We start from the raw sequence: 22,103 nt of genomic DNA, 5'->3' as shown, positions 1-22,103 counted from the left end.
GTCGCGAGAAGCAGCCGGGCAAGCCCGGCTCTACGACAGGCGAGCCCGGTCCGGTCGCCGGTCAGGCCACCCGGCTGCGCCGCAGGCGCTCCAGGTGGACCAGCAGCAGCGAGATCGCCGCCGGGGTCATGCCGGGAATGCGCTGGGCCTGGCCGATGGTCAGCGGACGCACGCGTTCGAGCTTCTGCTGCACCTCGGCCGACAGGCCGCGCACGGCGGCGTAGTCGAAGGCGGCCGGGATGGCGGTCTCCTCATGCCGCTGCTGGCGCGCGATCTCCTCGCGCTGGCGCTCGACGTAACCGGCGTACTTGATCCCGATCTCGACCTGCTCGGCCACCTGGGCGTCATCCACGCCCGGACCGAGCGCCGGGACCCGCATGAGCGCCGCGTAGCCCAGTTCCGGGCGCCTGATCAGGTCCAGCGCGCTGGTCTCGCGGCTGACCGCCACGCCCAGCACGGCTTCCAACTCGCGCCCCAGCACGTTGGCCGGCGCGGCCCACAGCGCGCCCAGGCGCGTGGTTTCGCGTTCGATCGCCTCGCGCTTGGCCTCGAACCGCGCCCAGCGCGCCTCGTCCACCACGCCGAGCTCGCGACCCTTCGCCGTCAGGCGCAGGTCGGCGTTGTCCTCGCGCAGCTGCAACCGGTACTCGGCGCGACTGGTGAACATGCGGTACGGCTCAGTGGTGCCGTGGGTGATCAGGTCGTCGACCAGCACGCCGAGATAGGCCTCGTCGCGCCGCGGCGACCAGCCGTCGTGGCCGCGCACGAAGCGCGCCGCGTTCAGCCCCGCCAGCAATCCCTGCGCGGCCGCCTCCTCGTAGCCGGTGGTGCCGTTGATCTGGCCGGCGAAGAACAGGCCCGCCACCAGCTTGGTCTCCAGCGTCGCCTTCAGCCCGCGCGGATCGAAGAAGTCGTACTCGATCGCGTAGCCGGGCCGGGTGATGTGCGCGTTCCCGAAGCCGCGGATCGAGCGCACCAGCTCCAGCTGGACGTCGAACGGCAGCGAGGTGGAGATGCCATTGGGGTAGATCTCCACGACGTCCAGCCCTTCGGGCTCGACGAAGATCTGGTGGCTGGCCTTTTCGGCGAAGCGCACCACCTTGTCCTCGATCGAGGGGCAGTAGCGCGGGCCGATGCCCTCGATCTGGCCGGTGTACAGCGGCGAGCGGTCCAGCGCACCGCGGATGATCTCGTGGGTACGCTCGGACGTATGGGTGATCCAGCACGACACCTGGCGCGGATGCTCGCGCACGTCGCCCAGGAACGACATCACCGGCATCGGGTCGTCGCCGGGCTGCTCCTCCATCACCGAGTAGTCGAGCGTGCGGCCGTCGATCCGCGGCGGCGTGCCGGTCTTGAGCCGGTCGATCGCGAACGGGCGCTCGCGCAGGCGCGCGGCCAGGGTGGTGGCGGGCGGGTCGCCCATGCGCCCGGCGGTGTACTGGGTTTCGCCGATGTGGATCTTGCCGGCGAGGAAGGTGCCGGCGGTCAGGACCACGGCGGGCGCGTGGAAGCGCAGTCCGGTCTGGGTGACCGCGCCGCGTACGGCGTCGCCCTCGCCCGTGCCGTTCTGGATCAGCAGGTCGTCCACCGCGGCCTGGAACACGGTCAGGTTCGGCTGGCCCTCGACGATGCGGCGGATCGCGGCGCGGTACAGCGAGCGGTCGGCCTGGCAGCGGGTGGCGCGCACCGCCGGGCCCTTGCTCGCGTTGAGCGTGCGCCACTGGATGCCGGCCAGGTCGGCCGCCCTTGCCATCGCCCCGCCCAGCGCGTCGATCTCCCTGACGAGGTGGCCCTTGCCGATGCCGCCGATGGCCGGGTTGCAGCTCATCGCGCCCACGGTCTCGATGTTGTGGGTCAACAGCAGCGTGCGCGCGCCGGCGCGCGCGGACGCGAGCGCCGCCTCGGTGCCGGCATGGCCGCCGCCGATCACGATGACGTCGTAGTGGTGGAAGGAGTGGCTCATGGGCGGGGTCGGTGCCGGCGGCGGGAAGACTGCCGCGGGGTGGCGATTCTACCGCCAGTCGGCCCAACGGCCTGGCGGCGTTGGCACGCTTCCTGCGGTAACCATCCCGTGCACCCATCGCGGCAATGCGTCGGGGGCGCGGGCTGGAATTGGAACAGGGGCCAGCCACGCGCGCGATGGGGAAGCCGAGGGGCCGGTAGTCGGGGGACTGCCGGCCCCATTTTTTTGTCCCGAGCCCACCCGCCGTGACGACGCCCACAAAAACAGGCAGCCCGGCCGGGGCCGGGCTGCCGTAGGGGCGTCGACGTCCGACAGGGCCGGAACAGGGGGGATCCAGATTTCCCTGCCGGACATCGACATGGACTGGGCCAGTCGGGTCAGAACCTGACGCAACCGGTCACGTACGGCCTTAGATTGCGACCAGACTCAGGCCAAAAGCAAGCGATTTTTCAGGGCTCGATTGTGTCGTGCGTCGCACTCCGGCCCGACCTCTGGCGCGTGGCATCCGACCTCGGAGCGCTGCGCTGGGGCGCGCTCTGGCTGCGCCCGGAGGGACGTGGCGCCATCGAGCGTTCGCCGGCGTCAGCACCCCCCATCCCGGACACCCGCGTGGCCGGGGGACGGTACCCCTGCGGCGGTGCGGGCCGGACCCCATTGCCCGGTCGCGGACCGACCTGGCCGCCGACCACGGGCCCACCGCCCGCGTCGAGCGTGCCCGGTCGCGGCTGGCGCGGCGGCGGCGTGCCTTCGCCGTACTCGCCACGGCGCAGCCGTTCCAGGTCGCGCCAGGGCGCGCGATTGAGCGGCGGCGGCTGGCCGTCGTTGGCGACCGGCGGACGCTCCGGCCGGCCGCCGTGGTCGGGACGGCCGCCGTGGCCATGGTCGTGGTCGTGGTCCGGACGCGGGTGGTAATGCGGTGGCCGCGGGTAGTACGGACGCCCGTAGTACGGCGGGCGATAGGGACCGCCGGGGTAGTAGTAGTACGGGTAGCCATAGGACAGCCCGAACGAGACCCCTGGGCGGTAGGCGTAGTACGGCGCGCCATAACCGTATCCGCCGTAGCCATAGCCGTACCCGGAGTAGCTGTACTGCGTGGTCGGCGCGCCGGTGTAGTAGCCGCCGCCATCGCCCACGTAGCCATACGTGGTGCATCCGCCCAGCGCCAGCGCGAGCGCCGCGCCGGTGATCAGTCGAAGTTTCATGGCGGTCCCCCCGCGTTATGTGGATCCAGCTTCGGCGTGGCGCATTGAATACGTGCTTAACCCACCGGGTCGCGGCGGCAACGGTTCAGGCGCGGCGGCGCGGCGCGCCGATGCGCTAACCTTCGCACATGCCTGCCGCACTGCCCGTCGCCGACGACGTCCTCGCCGCCGCCACCCGCATCGCCGGCCATGCCGACCTGACCCCGGTGCTGCAATCGCGCACGCTCGATGCGATGGCCGGCTGCCAGCTGCTGTTCAAGGCCGAGCACCTGCAGCGCGGCGGCGCCTTCAAGTTCCGCGGTGCCTGCAACGCGGTGTGGTCGCTGTCCGAGGCGGAGGCGGCCCACGGCGTGGTCACCCATTCGTCCGGCAACCACGGCGCCGCATTGGCGCTGGCGGCGCGGACCCGCGGCATCGCCTGCCACGTGGTCGTGCCCGACGGGGCGGTCGCCGCCAAGCTGGCCAACATCCAGCGGCATGGGGCGACCCTGTGGCGCTGCGAGGCGACCCAGGCCGCGCGCGAGGCGACCTGCGCCCAGGTCCAGCAGGCCACCGGCGCGCTGCTGGTGCACCCGTATGCCGATGCCCGGGTCATCGCCGGCCAGGGCACGGCGGCGCTGGAACTGGCCGGGCAGGCGGGCGCACCTGACGTGATGGTCGTGCCGGTCGGTGGCGGCGGCCTGGCTGCCGGCACCGCGCTGGCGCTTGCCGCGGTGGCGCCGGATTGCCGGCTTGTGCTGGCCGAGCCGGCCGGCGCCGCCGACACCGCGCGCTCGCTGGCGGCCGGCGAGCGTCACATCGACTTCGTGCCCGACACGGTCTGCGACGGATTGCGCGGCGCACTGGGCGCACCCAACTTCGAACTGCTGCGAGCCGCCGGCGCCGGGGTCGTGGTGGTCGACGACGACGCCACGATCGCGGCGATGCGCCTGGCCTGGCAGGTGCTCAAGCAGGTGGTCGAGCCGTCCTCGGCGATCGCGCTGGCCGCAGTGCTGGCCGAGCCGGCGCGCTTCGCCGGCAAGCGGGTCGGGCTGGTCCTGAGCGGCGGCAACGTCGACCTCGAGGCGCTGCCATGGCGCGCATGAGCGCGTCGGCGCGGCGCGGGCGCCGCCGCGGCTGGTCCGGCTGGCTGGCGCGCCTGCTGCTGCTCGCGCTGGCCTGGCTGCTCGGCGTGGCCGGCTGGATCGTCTGGGTCGGCCAGCGCGACCAGGCGGCGCAGGCCGACGCGATCATCGTGCTGGGCGCCGCGGCGTACCACAAGAATCCGTCGCCGGTGTTCAAGGAGCGGATCAACCATGGCCTGGACCTCTACCGCCGCGGCTATGCACCGGTGCTGCTGTTCACCGGCGGCTACGGCAACGGTGCGCCGTTCGCCGAATCGCAGGTGGCGCGCAAGTACGCGTTGCAGCAAGGCATCCCCGACTCGGCGATCATGATCGAAGCGGTCTCGCGCAACACCCGTGAGAACCTGCTGCAGGCACGCAAGCTGATGCAGGAGCGCGGCCTGCACCAGGTGATCGTGGTCAGCGACCCGCTGCACATGTCGCGCGCGCTGCGCCTGTCGCGTGAACTTGGCATCGACGCGGTCGGCTCGCCGACGCCGAGCACGCGCTTCCGCACCGTGCACACGCAATGGCGCTTCCTGCTGCAGGAGGTGTACTTCTTCCATCGCGACCTGGTGGCGCGCGTCGCCTGAGCGGGCTGGCGCGCGGGCACGTGCAGGCTGGAGCCCCGCGCCCGGGAGTATCATGCCCCCCCTCGAACTGCGGACATCCCCATGAAGATCGACGGCACCCGCCGCCAGGACCGCGCCATCGAACTCGTCCTCGCGTACTACGCCGCCTTCAACCGTGGCGACCGCGAGGCGATGCTCGCGCTGCTGCATGAGGAGGTGGTGCACGACCTCAACCAGGGCGCACGCGAAACCGGCAAGCCGGCGTTCGCCATGTTCATGCAGCGCATGGATGCGAGCTACCGCGAACAGCTGCGCGACATCGTGGTGCTGGCCTCGCAGGACGGCGACCGCGCCGCCGCGGAGTACGTGGTCCATGGCCAGTACCTGCGCGACGACGAAGGCCTGCCGCCGGCGCACGGCCAGCCGTACGTGCTGCCGGGCGGCGCATTCTTCGACATCCGCGACGACCGCATCGCGCGGGTGAGCAACTACTACAACCTGCAGGACTGGATCGCCCAGGTATCGCGCTGAGCACCGCCATCGGCCGCCTGCTGCCACGCCGATGCGGCGACGCCATGGGGTGACCGGCACAGGCGACGCCACCGGTTCCCCGACGCCCGTGTCGCCCATGCGGATGGCCTCCTACAAAGAGAGGGACCGCCGCCGCCTATGCCGAGAGGCGTCGCTGGCGCTGTAGGAGCCGATCCTCATCGGCGACCCGACGCACGCAGGGACGGGACGCCATGGGTTGCAGGCGCGGGCGAGGCCAGCGGTCGCGCCGCTGAACGTGTCGCCCGGGAAGAGGGGGCCCTACGGCTGCGGCCGCCGGCGGATCGGGATCTGCGACAGCGGTACCGCGGCGACTTCATGGCCGCCTTCGCGGATCGGCATGCCGGGCGCTGGCGCCCAGGCCTGGGCGTAGATCACTTCCCAGCTGCTGGGCAGGCGCCCCTGGCCGTCGCGCAGGGGTTCGTAGGCGGCGGCGGCGGCGGCGAAGCGCGCCCGTCCGGTCAGGCTGCGGCGGCGCGAGGCCATCGCGTTGGTCGCACCGATCGCGCGCAGCTCGCGCATCAGCGCCGGCAGGTCGGGGTAGGTCAGGTTGAACAGGTCGCGGTCGACTACCGGGTCGCGGAAACCGGCCGACAACAGTGCGTCGCCGAACTGCGCGATCGAGGCGAACGGGCTCACGTGCGGGGACGCGTCGGCCTGGGCGAACGCCTCGCGCAGCTCTGCCAGCGTCTCCGGGCCGAAGCTCGAACACAGCATGAGGCCGCCGGGCCGGAGCACGCGGCGGAACCCGGCGAACACCGCCGGCAGGTCCTCGACCCATTGCAGGCACAGGTTGCTGAAGATCACGTCGACGCTGCCTTCGGCCAGCGGCAGGGCGCGCGCGTCGGCGCAGACGCGGTGGAACGGCTTCCACCAGCCGGCCTGCCGGCGCGCCTGGCGCAGCATCGGCAAGGCGAGGTCCAGCGCGACCACCCGCGCCCTGGGCCAGCGCTTCCTCATCGCCGCCGCCGCGTGGCCGGTCCCGCTGCCGACATCGAGCACGACCGACGGCTGGCGGTCGTCGAGATAGGCCAGCGACTCGAGCAGCCGCGTGCGCACCTCGGCCTGCAGCGCGGCGGCGGCGTCATAGCCGGCGGCCGCGCGCGAGAAGGCGCGCCGCACGTGGCGGGAGTCGAACAGCGGGTCCATTGCGGGGAAGGGCGGCGTCAGGGGGCGATATTGTCGGCGAAAGCGCCGATCTCCGCTGCGACGTCGGCCGCGTGGCCCAGGAAAGGCGCGTGCGCGGCCCCGGCCAGTTCGACGAAGCGCGAACGCGGCGCCAGCGCCGCCGCCGCGGCCATGCCGCGCGGATCGACCAGCCGGTCGCGGCGACCGCCCAGCCACAGGCTCGGCACCGCCAGGCGCGGCAGCGCGCGGCGCATGTCGCTGGCCTCCAGCAGGCGCAGGCCCGCCTGCAACGCTTCGGGGTCCGGCTCGCCGCGCGCGTGCAGCAGGGCGCGCAGGGTCTTGAGCTCGGCGCGGCCGTGTTCCGAACCCAGCGTGTCCAGGGCGATGAAGCGGTCCAGGGTGCCGGCGTAGTCGCCCGCCAGCTCCTCGCCGAAGCGGCCGAAGACGGTGGCGTCGACCGCATGCGGCCAGTCCGCGGCGCGGACGAAGCGCGGGGTCGCCGCGACCATCACCAGGCCGCGCACCGTCGGCAGGGTGGCCGCGGCGCGCAGCGCGAACAGGCCGCCCAGCGACCAGCCGAGCCATATCGCCGGCGGCGTGCGCGCGGCGATCATGCTGGCCACGCCGGCCAGCTCCAGCGGCTGGTGCGGATCGCGACTGTAGCCATGCCCGGGCAGGTCGACCAGGTGCAGGCGGAAGCGGTCCGCCAGGTGCTCGGCCAGCGGCGCGAACACGCCGCCGTGCAGCGCCCAGCCGTGGATCAGGACCAGGTCGGGGCCATGGCCCAGGGTTTCGATATGCATGGCGCCATTGTCGCCGACGGCGGCACGGCGCGGGCGCCGTAGGAGCCCATCTTCATGGGCGACACGGGCGTACCGGATCGCGAGGCGCCGCGGGCATGCCGAAGTGCGCCGGGTCGCCGATGAAGATCGGCTCCTACAGCGACGTGGGCGCCGGCCCGCGACGGCCCGGTCAGGCCGCGGCTTCGCGCGCGAGGCGGTCGCGGGCTTCGGCCAGGGCGCCGAGCAGGGCATTGACCTGTTGCGGGGTGTGCAGCGAGGTCAGGGTCACGCGCAGGCGCGAACGCCCCTCGGCCACGGTCGGCGGCCGGATCGCGGTGACCAGGAAACCGCGTCGCTCCAGCGCCGCCGACATCGCGGTGGCCGTGGCTTCGTCGCCGCAGAGCACCGGCTGGATCGGCGTGCTCGAAGGCATCAGCTCCAGGCCGAAGCGGCCGGCACCGGTGCGGAACTGGCCGACCAGTTCCTGCAGCCGCGTCCGGCGCCAGTCGTCGCGGCGGGCGAGCCGCAACGCGGCCAGCGACGCGGCGGCCAGGGCCGGCGGCAGCGCGGTGGTGTAGAGGTAGGGGCGGGCCGTGCCGGCGAGATGCTCGACCAGGTCCGCGTCGCCGGCGACCACTGCGCCGTAGCCGCCCAGCGCCTTGCCGAGCGTGACCAGCTGCAGGGGCACGTCGGCCACGCCCAGGCCGGCCTCGGCCGCGGTGCCGCGGCCCTGCGGGCCCAGCACGCCGACGCCGTGGGCGTCATCGACGTACAGCAGCGCATCCTGGGTACGCGCGACCAGCGACAGCGCGCGCAACGGCGCGATGTCGCCGTCCATGCTGAAAACGCCATCGGTCGCGAGCATCGCCGCGCCGCCCGGCGCGTTGCGCAGCTGGCGCATCGCGCCTTCCGGGTCCAGGTGCGGGTAGCGGCGCAGGCGCGCGCCCGCCAGGCGGGTGGCGTCGATCAGGCTGGCGTGGTTGAGCCGGTCCTGGACGCAGACATCGTCGTCCTCCAGCAGCGCCTGCTGCACCGCCAGGTTGGCGGCGAAGCCGCTGCCGAACAGCAGCGCGCGCGGCACGCCGAGCCATTCGGCCATCTCGCGCTCGAGCTGCGCATGCAGGGCGTGGTGGCCGCAGACCAGGTGCGAGGCGGTCGCGCCGGTGCCTTCGCGCGAGACCGCGTCCTGCAGGGCGGCGCCGACCTCGAACTGCGAGGCCAGGCCCAGGTAGTCGTTGCTGCAGAAGCCGGTCAGCCACTGGCCGTCGACCTCGACCCGCACTCCGTCGCGGCGGGTCACCGTACGCCGCTCGCGCAGGCGCCCCTGCGCGATGCGCTGGCGGCGCTGGGCGAGGACGCGTTCGTGGATGTCGGTACGGGCCATCGTTGCCCCTCCCCCCGGAGAGCGTTGCGCGGCGTGGTCAGGCCGCGCGTCCGCAGGCGGGCGACGGCTCGAGGATGTCGGCATGCACGGTAGCGCCAGCCCCCGTCGAGATTCCGTGACCGGATTCACAATGAACGAGTGGCATGGGCCGCAGACCGAGCCGCGCGAACAGCGCCTGGTCGCGCTCCACGTCGGGATTGCCCGTGGTCAGCAGCTTCTCGCCGTAGAAGATCGAGTTGGCACCGGCGGCGAAGCACAGCGCCTGCAACTCGTCGGACATCGCCTCGCGCCCGGCCGACAGCCGCACCATGGAACGCGGCATGGTGATCCGGGCCACCGCGATCGTGCGCACGAACTCGAACGGATCCAGCTCGGCGGTACCGGCCAGCGGCGTGCCGGGCACCTGCACCAGGCGGTTGATCGGCACCGAGTCCGGGTGCGCCGGCAGGTTGGCCAGCGCCTGCAGCAGGCCCGCGCGCTGGGCGCGGGTCTCGCCCATGCCGACGATGCCGCCGCAGCAGGTCTTCAGCCCGGCGTCGCGGACATGGCCGAGCGTGTCCAGCCGGTCCTGGTAGTCGCGCGTCTGGATCACCTCGCCGTAGAACTCCGGCGCGGTGTCCAGGTTGTGGTTGTAGTAGTCCAGGCCGGCGTCCTTCAACGCGCCGGCCTGGGCCGGCGAGAGCATGCCCAGGGTGGCGCAGGTCTCCAGGCCCAGCGCCTTCACCCCGGCGATCATCTCGGCCACCTTGGGGATGTCGCGGTCCTTGGGGCTGCGCCAGGCCGCGCCCATGCAGAAGCGCGACGCACCGGCCGCCTTGGCCTGGCGGGCCTTCTCCAGCACGTCGGCGGCGTCCATCAGCTTGGTCGCGTCCACGCCGGTGTGGTAGCGCTGCGCCTGCGGGCAGTAGCCGCAATCCTCCGGGCAGCCCCCGGTCTTGACCGACAGCAGGGTCGACACCTGGACCTCGGCCGGGTCGAAATTGGCCCGGTGCACGCTCGCCGCGCGGAACAGCAGTTCCGGCAGCGGCAGGTCGAGCAGGGCGAGCAGTTCCTCGCGACGCCAGTCATGGCGGGTTTCCGAAGGCATGGCGGGAGGTTTCCTGACGGCGGCACTGGACCGGGCGGGGCAGTCTGGAAAGCCACCCGCGACCTGTCAACCCGGAATCCACCCCGATGGTTTACGACCCCTCCACTACCCACCGGAGGCCCGGCCAGCTGGCCGGCCTGCTGGCCGCCCTGGCCGCCCGGCTCCTGCCGCCACGCTGCATGGCCTGCGGCGAGCCGGGCGAGGGCGACCGCGACCTCTGCACCGCTTGCGCGTGCGCGCTGCCCCTGGCCGGCCAGGCCTGCCCGCGCTGCGCACTCCCGCTGCCGGCCACCGCCGCCTGCGGCGCGTGCCTGCAGCGGCCGCCGCCCCTGCAGGCCGCACGTGCGGCCTTCGTCTACGCGGCGCCGGTGGACCGGCTGCTGCGCCGGCACAAGTTCCACAACGACCTGGCGGCCGGGCGCCTGCTGGCGCAGTTGATGGCGCCCGCCTTCGCCGGCTGCGAGCGCCCCGGCGCACTGGTCCCGGTGCCCTTGCACCACGCCCGGCTGCGCGAACGCGGCTACGACCAGGCGCTGGAGCTGGCGCGCCCGCTGGCCCGCCGCTTGCGCCTGCCGCTGCGCACGGACCTGCTCGCGCGGGTCCGCCATACCCCGGCCCAGTCCGAGCTCGACGCCACCGCCCGCCGGCGCAACCTGCAGGGCGCGTTCCGCGTGGCGCGCGGACTGCTCCCCGCGCACGTGGTCCTGTTCGACGACGTCATGACCACCGGCGCGACCCTGCATGCGGCGGCCACCGCGTTGCGCACGGCCGGGGTGGCACGGGTGGATGCGTGGATCTGCGCACGCGTGCCATGAGTGGCGGCGACCCCTCGCCGTGCGCGGGCCGGGGTGGCACGGGGTCTTCATTTGACAGTGGCCGGCGCACAGGAGTATCCCGGGCACGCCGGCGGGCCATCGCGGCTCCCCCTCATGGCGCAGGAGGCAGCATGCAAGCGGGTACAGCGGAAGAGGTACGACGCAGCTGGTGGGTCTCGGTACTGTTCGGCCTGATCGGAATCGCCTTCGGCCTGCTGACCCTGGCCAAGCCGTTCCAGGCGCTGGTGGCGATGGCCTGGGCCTTCGGCATCCTGGCCCTGGCCGACGGCATCGCCAGCCTGCTGGCGCTGTTCGACAAGCGCGTGGCGATCCCCAAGCTCCTGTTGCTGTTCTACGCGGTCGCTTCGATCGCCTTCGGCGTGGTCGCGGTTTCCAACCCGAAGGCCACCGCGGGCATCCTGTTCTTCATGCTGTCGTTCTGGCTGGTCATCGCCGGCATCTTCCGCATCGTCTTCGCCATCCGCGTGCGCAAGGAGATCGTCGGCGAATGGCTGATCGCGCTCAGCGGCGTGCTGGCGATCGTGCTGGGCATCGCGTTCCTGCGCAATCCGGCGATCGGCCTGTTCACCACCGCCATCTGGATCGGTGCCGGCGCGCTGGCCTATGGCGTGCTGCAGGTGTTCGCCGGCTTCCGTTTCCGCAAGCACAAGCCGCTGCAAGCCTGATCCGGCAACCGCGACCCATCGCCGGCGGCCATGGCCGCCGGCGCCAACTCACGCCTGTGGAGTCCGTCATGTCCCGAGCCTGGTGGGTGTTCCTGCTGTACGGCCTGTTCGCGATCGGCTTCGGCCTGTTCGCCCTGTTCCAGCCGCAATCGACCGTATGGGTGCTGATCATGGCCTTCGGCCTGCTGGCGCTGGCGGACGGGGTGGTCAGCCTGCTGAGCGTGTTCCGCAAGGACGTGGCGCTGCCCAACTGGCTGTTGCTGCTGTACGCGGCCGCGTCGATCGGCTTCGGCCTGCTGGCGATCTTCCAGGCGCAGATGGTGGCGACCGTGCTGGTCTGGCTGCTGGCGATCTGGCTGGTCGTCGCCGGCATCGCCAGGATCGTGTTCGCGGTGCAGATGCGCCGCCTGGTCGAGGGCAACTGGCTGCTGGCCCTGAGCGGCATCCTCGCCCTGTTGCTGGGACTGCTGTTCATCGCGCGGCCGAACATCGGCGTGGCCACGCTGGCGGTGTGGCTGGCGATCGGCGCGCTGCTCTATGGCGCGCTGCAGGTCGCACTGGCGTTCTACATGCGCAGGCGGCTGGCCGCCTAGCCGCGTTGCGACCGCCCGCTTCCATCGCCCGACGCGGGCCGGGAGCGGGCGCGGGAGCGGGCGGCTTCCCGCCCCGCGCAACTCCATAGGCAAGGCCGGTCGCCGGTGGGAGAATGCCCGCCTGCATGCCGCGCGGCGCCTATACGAGGCGCCGCAGCGCGCGGCATTCCTCCCGTACCGAACCGAGGCCACCCATGACTCCCCAGCCCGTCGCCGTGAAGATCAATCACGCCGTCACCGTCGCCAACGACGCGCCGTTCGTGCTGTTCGGCGGCCTCAACGTGCTGGAAGACCTCGACTCGACCCTGTTCGCGGCCGAGCGCTACGTCAAGGTGACCGGCAAGCTCGGCATCCCGTACGTGTTCAAGGCCTCGTTCGACAAGGCCAACCGCTCCTCGATCCACTCCTACCGTGGCGTCGGCCTGGAGGAAGGCCTGCGCATCTTCCAGGAGGTCAAGAAGCAGCTCGGCGTGCCGGTGATCACCGACGTGCACGAGGTGGCGCAGGCCGCGCCGGTGGCGGAGGTCGTTGACGTGCTGCAGATCCCCGCGTTCCTGGCGCGGCAGACCGACCTGGTCGATGCGATCGCGCGCACCGGGCGCGCGGTCAACATCAAGAAGCCGCAGTTCCTCAGCCCGTCGCAGATGAAGAACATCGCCAGCAAGATCCGCGAGGCCGGCAACGAGCGGATCATCCTGTGCGAGCGCGGCGCGCAGTTCGGCTATGACAACCTGGTCGTGGACATGCTCGGCTTCCGCGAGATGGTCGAGTCGACCGGCGGCCTGCCGGCGATCTTCGACGTCACCCACAGCCTGCAGCGCCGCGAGTCGGGCGCGGAGGCGTCCGGCGGCCGCCGCCGGCAGGTGCTGGAGCTGGCCCGGGCCGGCATGGCAGTGGGCCTGGCGGGCCTGTTCCTGGAAGCGCATCCGGATCCGGACCACGCGCGCTGCGACGGCCCCAGTGCGTTGCCGCTGGACAAGCTCGAACCGTTCCTGGTCCAGATCAAGGCGATCGACGACCTGGTGAAGGGCTTCGCGCCGCTGGAGATCCGCTGAGCGTAGCGCCGGGCTCGCCCGGCGACGCACGCCGGAGGCCACGCCGGAAGAAGGCCAGCGGGGCAGGCCCCGCTCTACGCCATGGCGTGCACGCGATGCAGGCGAAGTCGCGGGCGCGTCGATGTATGTAGATGACATCTTGGGGAAGAGCAGCGCGTAGAGCCGGGCTTGCCCGGCTGCACACGCCGGATCCGCCGCCTCGCCGGAGCAGCGCCGCCGCCGCGGGTTTACCCGGCGGAGGGCAGGGTGTACTGCACGGCGATGCCGGCGAACACCGCCGCGCCGATCCAGTTGTTGTGCAGGAACGCGCGGAAGCACGGACCGCGCTCGCGATGCCGCGCGATCCAGAATTCCCAGACCACCAGCACCGCAGCGACTCCCAGCGCCGCCCAGTACGCCGTCCCCAGTTGCGCCTGGTGACCGACCAGGACCAGCGCCAGCAGCGTCAACGCATACAGGATGCCCTGCGCGACGAGGTCCAGGTCGCCGAACAGGATCGCGGTCGACTTCGATCCGGCGCGCAGGTCGTCCTCGCGGTCGACCATCGCATACCAGGTGTCGTAGGCCGTGGCCCAGAGGATGTTGGCGCAGTACAGCAGCCAGGCCAGCGCCGGCACCGTGCCCTGGACCGCGGCGAAGGCCATGGGGATGCCCCAGCCGAACGCCATGCCCAGGTAGACCTGCGGCAGGTAGGTGTGGCGCTTGAGGTAGGGATAGGTCGAAGCCAGGAACAGGCCGGCGAAGCTCAGCCACACCGTCAGCCGGTTCAGCGTCAGCACCAGCGCGAACGCGGCCAGCATCAGCACCGCGAACACCGCCAGCGCCTCGCGCCCGGACACCGCGCCGGTGGCCAGCGGGCGCGCCTTGGTGCGCTCCACCTGCGGATCGAGCCAGCGATCGGCGTAATCGTTGATCACGCAGCCGGCCGAGCGGGTCAGCCACACGCCGGCCGTGAACACGAACAGCGTCCACAGCGGCGGCACGCCACCGGCCGCCAGCCACAACGCCCACCAGGTCGGCCACAGCAGCAGCAGCACGCCGATCGGGCGGTCGCCTCGCACCAGCTTCCAGTATTGCGACAGGCGCTCGCGCCACCAGGGTGGCGGCACGTGGACCGGGGTTTCGTAGCGTTCGTAGGGCATGGGGGAAGGATAGCAACCGCATGCGCAGACCAGGGGCGGACGCGCGTGAACGCGTGCAGAAGCTCATCCGACCCGTGAGGGCATCCGCGAGGGCGGAGCCCTGCCGACGCACGCGGCTTCGCCCATCGGGATGGGCTCCTACAAGAGGGGCCTTTCGGAAGCGATAGCCCGGGAGGTACGCGGCCGTGCCCGTCCGCCAGGCGTTTCCGCCCGACGAGTACTCTTAGAAAGCCGTGGCTGCAGTAGCCGTTGACGCCCTTTTCCACACCCCAGAGTTCGTTTCCAGAGCCGGCGATAGCTGGCCCCCGGCGTCCGTAATGGGACGCCGGGCCTACCAGCGCTCGGCGATATCAGACCAGGGGCAATTCGTGTTGCGACTGGATATCGTCGATTGGATTGGAGACATGGAGAATCCCCAGTTCCAGCCCTGCCGCCTGGGGCACTCCCATCGACGGTGACGACCGCACTGCGGCTTCAGCGAACAAGCCGATAGCCGTACCGCCATCGTCGGCGCCGACCAGCACTTCGTGCAGGGCCGGCAGGACGTGCGAACCGGCCGTTGGGAGCTCCCCCTGCATAGCCGTTCCTAGACCGACGCCGGACTCGCACCGGCCCATGATACCCCCGTGGCCACCATCGGGAAGGGTATCGATCGATCCAACCGGCAAGGCCGGAATGCCGTCGCCGGATGCATATGCACCCAGCGGCTGCATCGAGAACATCGCCGCATCGACCACCGGTGTGATTGTGACGTACACGGTGACGTTGGTACTGCCTCCCTGCCCATCGTCCACCCGCACGACGAAATCATCGGTGCCCGTGAAGCCGGACGGAGGCATGTACGTGTAGCTGCCGGTCGCAGTATCGACCACCACGCTGCCGTAACCGGCTCCGCCCCACAGCTGGTAGGTCAAGGTTCCGCCATCGATATCGGTGGCGGTCACGCTTCCGTGCACGGGCGTGTCCTCGATCCCGGACACCATTGCCGGGGTGACGATCGGCGCGTCGTTTACCGGGTTCACCGTGACCATCACTGTCGCAGTCGTGACTCCGCCTCGACCGTCGCTCGTCTCGACCACGAAACTGTCGGGCCCGTTGTAATCCGGGTCGGGGTCGTAGGAATACTGGAGCGTCGTGTGCCCGACCGTACTGATGGTGACGCTGCCATGGGCGGGGGCCGTATGGATCCGATAGACCAGATAGGCTCCGTCGGGATCCGAGAAGGTGATGGAGCCCCATCCGCGGGTGTCCTCATCAACCACGAGCGGTTCGTTCGAAGTGACTATCGGCGCCTGGTTGGGCGGTGCCACCTCCACCGTCAGCCATTCGTCGGAAACGAGGCCTTGGCTGTCGGTCACCCGCACCAGGAACCGGTCCGTGCCCGCGAATCCGGCGGCCGGCGTATAGGTGTATGTACCATCGACGCGCATGTCCACATGACCCGCGGTGGTGCCTGCCGGCACCGGTGCCAGCTGGTACGACATCGCATCGCCATCGAAGTCGATGGCGATGACCGCTCCTGTCAGGGGCGTCTCCGCTTCGGTTGCCAGGGTCTGCGGCAGGATCCACGGTGCGTCGTTCACCGACTCGACCGTGACCGTGACTGTGCTGGTGGCGGTGCCGCCCTTGTTGTCGCGCGCGATGACGGTGAACGTATCCGTGCCATGGAAGTGGTCGTCGGGGATATAGGTGTACGTGCCATCCAAGCGCATGATGAGCCTGCCATGCGCCGGGTCCGACCCTCGGATGTAATCCAGCGCGTCGCCATCGATGTCCTGCGCTATCACCTGGCCGTTGACGGGCGTGTCTTCGAGCGTGGTCACGACCTGGTCTTCCACGGTCGGCGCGTCGTTGACCGGTTCGAAGAAGATCCTCGCGCCGGTAGTGGTGACCCCGCCGTTGCCGTCGCTCACGGTTACCGTGAATTCGTCGTAGCCGTTGACGTCCGCATCCGGAACATAGGTGTAGGTTCCATCGGCGTTGACCGTGACGGTGCCATGAGCCGGCGCCCGGTCCAGGGCGTAGGAGAGCGTATCTCCCTCCGGATCGCTCGCCTTGATCCGGCCATTGAAGACCGCGTCTTCCGGCGAGAAGAATTCCTCGAACAGCGCTGTTGGCGCATCGTTCGCCGGTGCGAGCGTGATGGTCACCTTGTTCAACGCGGTGCCACTATGCCCGTCATCGGCCAGTACCGTGAACGTGTCGACCCCGTGGTAGTTGGCCGCCGGCGTGTAGACGTAGGTGCCGTCCGGGTTGACCACCACGCTGCCGTGTTGCGGACCGGTGGCCAGGCTGTAGACCAGCGTGTCGCCGTCCCGATCCGAAGCGCCGATCGAGGAGGAGAACGACAGGTCTTCCAGTCCCTCATGGGTGTAGTCAATGCCGTACGGTGCATCGTTGACCGGCGTGACCGTCACTTTGACGGTCACCGTCGTGCTGCCGCCCTTGCCGTCCTCCACCGCGATCGCGAAGCTGTCCTCGCCGTGGTAGTGGGCCTTGGGCGTGTAGTCGTAGGCGCCGGTTTTTGGGTCGACGGTCACGCTGCCGTGGGTCGGGCCGGTGGCCAGCCGGTAGGTCAACGTGTTGCCGTCCGGGTCGCTGGCCGTGATCCGGCCCAAGCCCGGCGTGTCCTCGTCCAAGGACAGCGGCTGCGCGGTGGCGGTGGGCGGGTTGTTCACCGCTGGCGCCGGGCTGTCGTCGCCGCCGCCACCCCCGCCGCCGCCGGCCGCCGCCAGGGCGCCGGCACCGCCCAGGCCGGCCAGCACCCAGGGCATGCTGCTGCCACCGGCTCCGGCCGCGGCCGCCACAGGCGCGGCTTCGGCCGGCATCTGGGTGAAGTGGAAGTCCGCACCGGCCCCGGTGCGCTCACCCAGCCAGGACACCCCGTCCTGGCCCTGCAGCACCAGGTCGCTGCCCTGGCCTTGCGCGTCGACGGCGAAGAAGTCCGACACGGTGACCTTGCGGCCGTCCTTGAGCACCAGCACCAGGTCGTCGCCGGCACGCTCCAAGCGCAGCACCGACTGCGGGTCCACGCCCAGCTTCACCGTCGCCGGGCCTTCGAGCTGCATGCTCGTGGCCTCGCTGGCCACGCGTACCCCGTTGGACTTGTAGACCACTTCTGACGTAAGCGACATCGTGCTTGCTCTCCTGGGTTGGAACCGGGCAGCTGCGCTGGCCGGCTGTTGCAGACGGTCGGACTAGCGCTCGCGCAGTGCCTCGCGCGCTCGGTTCATCGGTTTGATCAGGTATTGCCACACCGTCTTGCTGCCGGTACGGATATCGGCGGTGGTGACCATGCCGGGCACGATCGGAAACCCGGTACCGGCCTTGTTGCGCAGCTCGTCGCTGTCGGTGCGCACGAACACGCGGTAGTAGACGATCTCGGGCTTGACCTCGTCGCGGATGGTGTCCGGCGAGACGGTCACCACCTTGCCGGGCAGCCCGCCGTAGATGGCGTAGTCGTAGGCGGTGACCTTGACCAGCGCATCCTGCCCCGGATGGATGAAGGCAATGTCGCGAGGCGATACCCGCGCCTCTACCAGCAGGCGGTCGCCCAGCGGAACGATCGTCATCAGGTTGCCGTTGGGCGGAACCACGCCGCCGAGGGTGGTGACCTCGATGTCCTTGACAACGCCGCGCACGGGCGAGCGCAGGGTCAGCCGGTCCAGCGAGTCGGCACGGCCACGCATCACCGAAGAAAGCGACTCCACCTCGGCGTTGGCCTTTGCCAGCTCCTCGCGGCTGCGCACCATGTATTCCGAGCGCACTTCGGCGATCTTCAGGTCCAGCTCCGAGCGCTGCCTTTGCAGGCGCAGCAGTTCGACGTTGCTGGCCGCGCCAGTCTTGAGCAGCGACTCGGTGATCTCCAGCTCGCGACCGACCAGCTCGCGCGAGCGCTGCAGGCCGGACAACGACTCCTGCAGGCTCGCCCGGCGCTGGCGGAACAACGCGGTCTCGGCCGCAGCCAGGTCGGCATGACCGTCGAGCTCTTCGGGAAACTGCAGGGCCGCTCGGCCATCGACCTCCGCCTGCAACCGGACCGAGGCCGCCCGCGCGGCGCGGTACTTGGCCGCGGTCTCCTCGACACTGGACTCGCCGCGGGTGGCATCGAGCTGGGCCAGCACCTGGCCGGCCTCGACGATGTCGCCTTCGGCCACCGCCAACTGCGCCAGGATCCCACCCTCGAGCGACTGGATGGTCTGTTCGCGCGAGATGGGAATCACCTGTCCGCCGCCGCTGGATACTTCGTCGATCTCGAAGAACCAGGCCCAGCCCAGGAACGCGAGCAGGAACGCCGCGATCCACAGCACCACCCGCGAGGAGCGGCTGGCGCCGGCTTCGTCCAGGTCGAACACATCATCGACGACCGGCCTCATGCGCCCGTTCCTTTGGTCGCCGGGGACTGCGTTGCGGCCTGCGACAGGCGCTTGAGCACCTCATCCCGCGGCCCATCGGCGACGATCCGGCCGCGGTCGACCACGATCACCCGATCGACCAGTTGTAGTACGGGCCTGCGGTGGGTGGCGACCACCAGCGTGGTATCGGGGGTCATGCTGCCCAGGGTGCGGATGACATGCTGCTCAGCGGCCTCGTCCAGCGATGCGGTCGGCTCGTCGAGCAGCAGCACTCGTGGCTGCCGCAACAGGGTACGGGCGAGCAGCAATCCCTGCCGTTGCCCACCGGACAGGCCGAGGCCGCCTTCCAGGATGCGGTGATCCAGGCCCGCCGCCAGGCCCTGCACGAAGTCCCAGGCCTGGGCCGTGCGCAGCGCGTGTTCCAGCTCCCGATCAGTGGCCGACGGTGCACCCAGCTGCAGGTTCTCGCGCAGGGTGCCATGGAACAGGCGCGCTTCCTGCGCGAGGAACCCGACGTCGCGGCGGACATCGCCCGGATCCAGGTGGGCCAGGCTGGCGCCATCGAGCAGGACTTGGCCCGTCGCGGGCATCATCATTCCCGACAGCGCGCGCAGCAGGGTCGACTTGCCGGCGCCATTGCGGCCGAGGACCGCGATCTTCTCGCCGCGCGCGATCGCCAGGGAATCGACTTCCAGCGCCGTGGCCTCGCCATCGTGGCTGAACGCCGCCTCGCGCAGCGCGTAGTCGCCATGCAGCACCGGCCGTTGGATGCGCTGGCCATGCTCGGGTGCGTCGACCGGCAACTGCAACAAGGCATCCAGGCTTTCCTTGGCCACTTTCGCCTGCTGCCAGCGGTTGAGCAGCTGGGTGACGCTGGCCAGCGGCGCCAGCATGCGGCCGGCCAGGATCGAGGCGGCCACCAGCACGCCGGTGGTCATGTCGCCGGCCATCACCATCGGCGCGCCGACGCACACCACGACCGCGAAGACCACGGCCTGCACCGTCTGCGACCAGTTGTTGAGCGTACCCACCAGGTCGCGCAGCCGCATGCCCGAGTCCGCGGCGACCAGGTTGTAGTGGTTCCACTGCTGCTGGAAGCGGGGCTCGGCCTGCAGGAGCTTGATGTCCTCCACGCCCTGCACCACCTCCACCAGCATCGCGTTGCGCAAGGCGCCCTCGCGCATGCCCGCCTGGGCCAGGGCGCGCAGCCGCTTCTGCACCAGCAGCCCCGGCACCACCATGGCGACCATGGCGGCCACCGGAATCCAGACCAGCCCGCCGGCGATGAACCCGAACACCAGGCAGAACAGCACGAAGAACGGCAGGTCGGCGATGGCCGCGACGGTGGTCGAGGTCATCATGTCCCGGACCTGCTCCAGCTCGCGCAGCTGCGAGATGAACGTGCCGGTCGCCTTCGGCCGCGCGGCGTTGGTAACGCGCATGGCGTGGCCGAAGACGCGGTCTGAGATGCGCAAGTCGGCGCGCTTGCCCAGCACCTCGATGATCCGGGTGCGCGCCTGGCGCATGACCCAGGCGAAGACCGTCGCCAGCATCACGCCACCGAACAGCACGTACAGCGTGGGATGCGACTGCGCCGGAATGACGCGGTCGTAGACCTGCATCGAGAACAGCACGCCGGCCAACGCCATGGCATTGGCCACCAGCGATGCCAGCAGGACATGACCGTAGGGCCGCAGGTCGGACAGGACAAGCGATCGCAACCAGTCCGGTGCGAACGGTTTGAGGTAGTCGTCCACGCGCGAATCGGGAGCCGAGCGCAAAGGGCGCATCACCGCCATTCGTCGAATCGAGGACTGCAGCGAGCCGGTTGGCAGGTGACTGTCGAGCCCGGCATCGCCACTGAAGGCCAACGTCCAGCCCTCGCCACCGGCAGCGGTGATTACGCCGACCTGCCCTCCGCGAAGTTCGACCACCACCGGCAGGCGCCAGGACGTGAGCTGCGCGGCATCGGCGGCGACCCAGCGCACGGCCAGGCCAGCCTGGCGGGCGAGGGCGGCCACCGCCCGCTCGATGCCGGCTTCGGTGCCCGCCTGCCGGCCGTTCCAGGCCGAGGCAATGCGGATCGCCTCGCGCGAGCAGTCGATGCGGTAGTGGGCGGCGACCCGCAGGATCGCATCCACCCAGGGCGCCAGGTCGGGGATTGCTGCATCCACCGGAGTAGCCGGCGGCAGGGCATGTGCAACGTTCATCGGAAGGTTTCCAGCGGTTCCAGTTGCGCGGGGTCGGAAGCGAAGGCCTCGCGCATGCGGCCGGACGCGTACAGGCAATCGACCTGCACGCGCTGCAGTTCGTAACGGTTGTTGGCCGCGTCCAGGCGGGCCAGCTGGTATTCCTGCTCGGCATTGAGCAGGTCCAGCAGGGAGCGGGTGCCCAGGTCCAGGTACTGCTGGCGATACAGGCCGCGGGTCTGCTCGATGCTGTCGGTACGACCGGCGAGCAGGCGCTCACGCGCTTGGTAGCCGCTCGCGCGCAGGCGCGCGTCCTGCAACGACTGGCGTGCGTCCAGGCGGGCGCGCTCCAGCGCCGCATCGGCGGCGGTCAACCCGTGGCCGGCGGCGCGCTGGCGCGCCCGGTTGCCGCCGCCTTCGTACAACGGCCCGGAGAGGTTGAGCATCACCGTGCCGTCGTAGTCGCCGTATTGCCGCGAGGCATCGTCCAGGCCGCGGCTGACCGAGCCGTCCAGCGACAGGGTCGGCAGGCTGCCTGCGCGCACGCGGCGAACGTCGGCCTGGGCCGCGAGTTGCTGCGCCTGGGCCATCAGCACCTGCGGCGGCGGCAGCCGGGCCTCTCCGGCTGCGCAAGCCCCTTGCAACTCCGCCGCCGGCTCCCCAGCGGTCTCCGGCAGCGCCCGGGTGCGCGTCAGCAGCTGCAGCCGCGTGCGCCAGCGCTGCAGCTGCGCTTCCGCCTCCACTTCGTTCGCGCGCGCGGCCTCCTCTCGGGACCGCGCCTGCATCTCGTCCGACAGGGGCGCGGCACCGCGGGCATGGCGCTCGCGAACCAGGTCGGCGATGGCGGTTATTCCATGCGATTGTTCGCGCGCGATCTCCAGCAGGGTCTTCTGCCGATCCACCTCGATCCAGGCCTGTGCCGCCTCGCGTGCTACGTCGTCGATCGCCAGCAACACGCCCGCCTGCTCCGACGCCCGTTGTGCCTGCGCCAGGTCGACTTCGCTGGACACCTTGCCGAAGTCGTACAGCATCTGCGAGACGGTCATGGTGAAGCGATGCAGGCGCCGGCTGTCGTAGCCGGCGATCTCGCGGTTTCCCTGCTCGGTGTTCAGGCCGGCGCGGACCTGCGGCAGGTAGCCGGCGCGGGCCACGTCGACATAGTCGCCGTACTGCTGGAAGGAGCCGAGCGCATCGCGGATCCGTGGGTGCCAGGACAGGGCTGCGTCGATGGCCCCGTGCATGTCGAGTGCCGCCGGCGCCGTCGCCGATTGCACGACCTGGCCGGGCGGAGGGGCTTCCTCGGCCCCCGGCTCCCGCGCATGCGCGGCGATCATGCTGGCCGGCAGGACAGCCAGCACCAAAAGCAGGGCATCGCGGCGATTCCGCCGGGGACGCGGGAAGCGGCCGGGACCTTGCGTGGATCGGCCGCAAGGGAACGGGACGGCAGAGAGCGTCGCCGGCGGCGACGCCACTGCGGAACATTCCTGCCGGGCCG

At 70.8% G+C, this 22,103-nt stretch carries 18 protein-coding genes; 7 read left to right on the top strand and 11 right to left on the bottom strand.

Features of this window, described 5'->3' with window-relative positions; genetic code table 11:
• Nucleotides 1–61 precede the first annotated feature (61 nt).
• Both mnmG and ABKA19_RS02375 read right to left on the bottom strand, forming a co-directional pair.
• Nucleotides 62–1,966, bottom strand: a complete 1,905-nt coding sequence (gene mnmG, locus ABKA19_RS02380; RefSeq protein WP_353687487.1) for a tRNA uridine-5-carboxymethylaminomethyl(34) synthesis enzyme MnmG — start codon at nucleotides 1,964–1,966, stop codon at nucleotides 62–64.
• Between the two features lie 449 nt (nucleotides 1,967–2,415).
• On the bottom strand, nucleotides 2,416–3,168 hold the full coding sequence (locus ABKA19_RS02375) for a hypothetical protein (RefSeq protein ID WP_353687486.1): 753 nt from the start codon (nucleotides 3,166–3,168) through the stop codon (nucleotides 2,416–2,418).
• A 128-nt stretch (nucleotides 3,169–3,296) separates the two neighbouring features.
• Between ABKA19_RS02375 and ABKA19_RS02370 the strand changes: the two genes are divergently transcribed.
• From ABKA19_RS02370 to ABKA19_RS02360, 3 genes are all read left to right on the top strand, one after another.
• Nucleotides 3,297–4,253 carry a pyridoxal-phosphate dependent enzyme gene (locus tag ABKA19_RS02370; protein WP_353687485.1) on the top strand — a complete coding sequence of 319 codons (957 nt, stop codon included), beginning with the start codon at nucleotides 3,297–3,299 and terminating at the stop codon, nucleotides 4,251–4,253.
• Nucleotides 4,250–4,864, top strand: coding sequence for a YdcF family protein (locus tag ABKA19_RS02365; protein ID WP_353688027.1), 615 nt, complete (start codon nucleotides 4,250–4,252; stop codon nucleotides 4,862–4,864). Before ABKA19_RS02370 ends, ABKA19_RS02365 begins: the two co-directional genes overlap by 4 nt.
• Before the next feature lie 81 nt (nucleotides 4,865–4,945).
• The gene (locus tag ABKA19_RS02360; RefSeq protein WP_353687484.1) at nucleotides 4,946–5,374 is read left to right on the top strand and encodes a ketosteroid isomerase-related protein; all 429 of its coding nucleotides are present in this window, start codon (nucleotides 4,946–4,948) and stop codon (nucleotides 5,372–5,374) included.
• Between the two features lie 279 nt (nucleotides 5,375–5,653).
• Here the strand turns inward: ABKA19_RS02360 and bioC are convergent, their stop codons facing one another.
• The 4 genes from bioC to bioB form a co-directional block, all read right to left on the bottom strand.
• Complete coding sequence (gene bioC, locus ABKA19_RS02355; RefSeq protein ID WP_353687483.1) at nucleotides 5,654–6,541, bottom strand: malonyl-ACP O-methyltransferase BioC; 888 nt, start codon at nucleotides 6,539–6,541, stop codon at nucleotides 5,654–5,656.
• A gap of 17 nt (nucleotides 6,542–6,558) precedes the next feature.
• Entirely contained in the window at nucleotides 6,559–7,323 is a 765-nt protein-coding gene (gene bioH, locus ABKA19_RS02350; RefSeq protein ID WP_353687482.1) for a pimeloyl-ACP methyl ester esterase BioH, read from the bottom strand.
• A 169-nt stretch (nucleotides 7,324–7,492) separates the two neighbouring features.
• Nucleotides 7,493–8,686, bottom strand: coding sequence for an 8-amino-7-oxononanoate synthase (bioF, locus tag ABKA19_RS02345; RefSeq protein ID WP_353687481.1), 1,194 nt, complete (start codon nucleotides 8,684–8,686; stop codon nucleotides 7,493–7,495).
• A gap of 37 nt (nucleotides 8,687–8,723) precedes the next feature.
• Entirely contained in the window at nucleotides 8,724–9,773 is a 1,050-nt protein-coding gene (gene bioB, locus ABKA19_RS02340; RefSeq protein WP_353687480.1) for a biotin synthase BioB, read from the bottom strand.
• A gap of 86 nt (nucleotides 9,774–9,859) precedes the next feature.
• On the opposite strand from bioB, the gene ABKA19_RS02335 reads away from it, so the two are divergent.
• From ABKA19_RS02335 to kdsA, 4 genes are all read left to right on the top strand, one after another.
• The gene (locus tag ABKA19_RS02335; protein WP_353687479.1) at nucleotides 9,860–10,588 is read left to right on the top strand and encodes a ComF family protein; all 729 of its coding nucleotides are present in this window, start codon (nucleotides 9,860–9,862) and stop codon (nucleotides 10,586–10,588) included.
• A gap of 131 nt (nucleotides 10,589–10,719) precedes the next feature.
• Complete coding sequence (locus tag ABKA19_RS02330) at nucleotides 10,720–11,274, top strand: HdeD family acid-resistance protein (RefSeq protein WP_353687478.1); 555 nt, start codon at nucleotides 10,720–10,722, stop codon at nucleotides 11,272–11,274.
• Nucleotides 11,275–11,342: 68 nt separating this feature from the next.
• Nucleotides 11,343–11,867: an HdeD family acid-resistance protein gene (locus tag ABKA19_RS02325; RefSeq protein ID WP_353687477.1), complete on the top strand. Its 525-nt coding sequence runs from the start codon at nucleotides 11,343–11,345 to the stop codon at nucleotides 11,865–11,867.
• Nucleotides 11,868–12,061: 194 nt separating this feature from the next.
• A complete protein-coding gene (gene kdsA / locus ABKA19_RS02320; protein WP_353687476.1) occupies nucleotides 12,062–12,922 on the top strand; it encodes a 3-deoxy-8-phosphooctulonate synthase in 861 nt (286 codons plus the stop codon).
• 227 nt (nucleotides 12,923–13,149) lie between these two features.
• Here the strand turns inward: kdsA and ubiA are convergent, their stop codons facing one another.
• The 5 genes from ubiA to ABKA19_RS02295 all read right to left on the bottom strand — a co-directional run bounded on the left by ubiA (nucleotide 13,150) and on the right by ABKA19_RS02295 (nucleotide 21,966).
• The gene (gene ubiA / locus ABKA19_RS02315; RefSeq protein WP_353687475.1) at nucleotides 13,150–14,064 is read right to left on the bottom strand and encodes a 4-hydroxybenzoate octaprenyltransferase; all 915 of its coding nucleotides are present in this window, start codon (nucleotides 14,062–14,064) and stop codon (nucleotides 13,150–13,152) included.
• Between the two features lie 350 nt (nucleotides 14,065–14,414).
• A complete protein-coding gene (locus ABKA19_RS02310) occupies nucleotides 14,415–17,198 on the bottom strand; it encodes a tandem-95 repeat protein (RefSeq protein ID WP_353687474.1) in 2,784 nt (927 codons plus the stop codon).
• 63 nt (nucleotides 17,199–17,261) lie between these two features.
• Nucleotides 17,262–18,440 carry a beta-barrel domain-containing protein gene (locus ABKA19_RS02305; RefSeq protein WP_353687473.1) on the bottom strand — a complete coding sequence of 393 codons (1,179 nt, stop codon included), beginning with the start codon at nucleotides 18,438–18,440 and terminating at the stop codon, nucleotides 17,262–17,264.
• Nucleotides 18,437–20,629 (bottom strand): type I secretion system permease/ATPase, encoded by a 2,193-nt coding sequence (locus ABKA19_RS02300; RefSeq protein WP_353687472.1) that lies wholly within the window; start codon nucleotides 20,627–20,629, stop codon nucleotides 18,437–18,439. The genes ABKA19_RS02305 and ABKA19_RS02300 overlap by 4 nt, the downstream gene beginning before the upstream one ends.
• Nucleotides 20,626–21,966: a TolC family outer membrane protein gene (locus ABKA19_RS02295; protein ID WP_353687471.1), complete on the bottom strand. Its 1,341-nt coding sequence runs from the start codon at nucleotides 21,964–21,966 to the stop codon at nucleotides 20,626–20,628. Before ABKA19_RS02295 ends, ABKA19_RS02300 begins: the two co-directional genes overlap by 4 nt.
• Between the last annotated feature and the right edge of the window lie 137 nt (nucleotides 21,967–22,103).

Source organism: Pseudoxanthomonas sp. Soil82, assembly GCF_040446535.1.
Lineage (GTDB): Bacteria > Pseudomonadota > Gammaproteobacteria > Xanthomonadales > Xanthomonadaceae > Pseudoxanthomonas > Pseudoxanthomonas kaohsiungensis.
The sequence above is the reverse complement of the archived record's forward strand: the minus strand, read 5'-3'. Positions and strand labels throughout refer to the sequence as shown.

Excerpts from the sequence above, each read along its gene's own strand:
- ABKA19_RS02370 (WP_353687485.1), top strand. The coding sequence starts at position 3,297 with ATGCCTGCCGCACTGCCCGTCGCCGACGACGTCCTCGCCGCCGCCACC.
- ABKA19_RS02365 (WP_353688027.1), top strand. The coding sequence starts at position 4,250 with ATGAGCGCGTCGGCGCGGCGCGGGCGCCGCCGCGGCTGGTCCGGCTGG.
- ABKA19_RS02325 (WP_353687477.1), top strand. The coding sequence starts at position 11,343 with ATGTCCCGAGCCTGGTGGGTGTTCCTGCTGTACGGCCTGTTCGCGATC.
- bioF (WP_353687481.1), bottom strand. The coding sequence starts at position 8,686 with ATGGCCCGTACCGACATCCACGAACGCGTCCTCGCCCAGCGCCGCCAG.
- ABKA19_RS02300 (WP_353687472.1), bottom strand. The coding sequence starts at position 20,629 with ATGAACGTTGCACATGCCCTGCCGCCGGCTACTCCGGTGGATGCAGCA.
- bioC (WP_353687483.1), bottom strand. The coding sequence starts at position 6,541 with ATGGACCCGCTGTTCGACTCCCGCCACGTGCGGCGCGCCTTCTCGCGC.
- ABKA19_RS02305 (WP_353687473.1), bottom strand. The coding sequence starts at position 18,440 with ATGAGGCCGGTCGTCGATGATGTGTTCGACCTGGACGAAGCCGGCGCC.
- bioB (WP_353687480.1), bottom strand. The coding sequence starts at position 9,773 with ATGCCTTCGGAAACCCGCCATGACTGGCGTCGCGAGGAACTGCTCGCC.
- ABKA19_RS02330 (WP_353687478.1), top strand. The coding sequence starts at position 10,720 with ATGCAAGCGGGTACAGCGGAAGAGGTACGACGCAGCTGGTGGGTCTCG.
- kdsA (WP_353687476.1), top strand. The coding sequence starts at position 12,062 with ATGACTCCCCAGCCCGTCGCCGTGAAGATCAATCACGCCGTCACCGTC.
- ABKA19_RS02375 (WP_353687486.1), bottom strand. The coding sequence starts at position 3,168 with ATGAAACTTCGACTGATCACCGGCGCGGCGCTCGCGCTGGCGCTGGGC.
- ABKA19_RS02360 (WP_353687484.1), top strand. The coding sequence starts at position 4,946 with ATGAAGATCGACGGCACCCGCCGCCAGGACCGCGCCATCGAACTCGTC.
- ubiA (WP_353687475.1), bottom strand. The coding sequence starts at position 14,064 with ATGCCCTACGAACGCTACGAAACCCCGGTCCACGTGCCGCCACCCTGG.
- ABKA19_RS02310 (WP_353687474.1), bottom strand. The coding sequence starts at position 17,198 with ATGTCGCTTACGTCAGAAGTGGTCTACAAGTCCAACGGGGTACGCGTG.
- bioH (WP_353687482.1), bottom strand. The coding sequence starts at position 7,323 with ATGCATATCGAAACCCTGGGCCATGGCCCCGACCTGGTCCTGATCCAC.
- ABKA19_RS02335 (WP_353687479.1), top strand. The coding sequence starts at position 9,860 with ATGGTTTACGACCCCTCCACTACCCACCGGAGGCCCGGCCAGCTGGCC.
- mnmG (WP_353687487.1), bottom strand. The coding sequence starts at position 1,966 with ATGAGCCACTCCTTCCACCACTACGACGTCATCGTGATCGGCGGCGGC.